1 protein-coding gene is annotated in these 563 nt (G+C 67.9%); it reads left to right on the top strand.

All coding sequences use genetic code 11. From position 1 onward, the window contains the following. Positions 1–563, top strand: a 563-nt coding sequence (locus AC1Q5P_RS21940; protein WP_492520029.1) for a histidinol dehydrogenase, incomplete at both ends; no start/stop codon positions are given.

The following is a 563-nucleotide window of genomic DNA, read 5'->3' as shown; positions in this document are numbered from 1 at the left end:
GGCGCTGCTGCGGAGAGCAAGGCGGAGGCGGATCGCAAGGTTCGTGACGTTGTCGAGGCGGCGCTGGCGGACATCGAGAAGCGTGGTGATGCTGCGGTTCGCGAGATGAGCGTGAAGTTCGATGGCTGGGACCGCGACGACTATCGCCTGAGCCAGGCGGAGATCGATGCGGCGGTGGACAGCCTGTCGCCGCAGGAGCGCAAGGACATCGAGTTTGCGCAGGCCCAGGTGCGCAATTTCGCGCAGATCCAGCGCGAGAGCATGAAGGACGTCGAGGTCGAGACGATGCCTGGCGTCGTGCTTGGCCACAGAAACGTCCCGATCCAGGCGGCCGGTTGCTATGTGCCGGGCGGCAAGTATCCGCTGCTGGCCTCGGCGCACATGTCGGTGATCACGGCCAAGGTGGCCGGCGTCCCGCGCGTCGTGACCTGCGCGCCTCCGTTCCAGGGCAAGCCCGCGCGCGCCATCGTTGCAGCGCAGGCCCTGGCCGGGGCGGACACCATCTATGCGCTGGGCGGCATCCAGGCGATCGGGGCCATGGCCATCGGCACCGAGACGATCGA

Source organism: Novosphingobium sp. GW835-FHT14H07, from assembly GCF_058793515.1.
The sequence above is the reverse complement of the archived record's forward strand: the minus strand, read 5'-3'. Positions and strand labels throughout refer to the sequence as shown.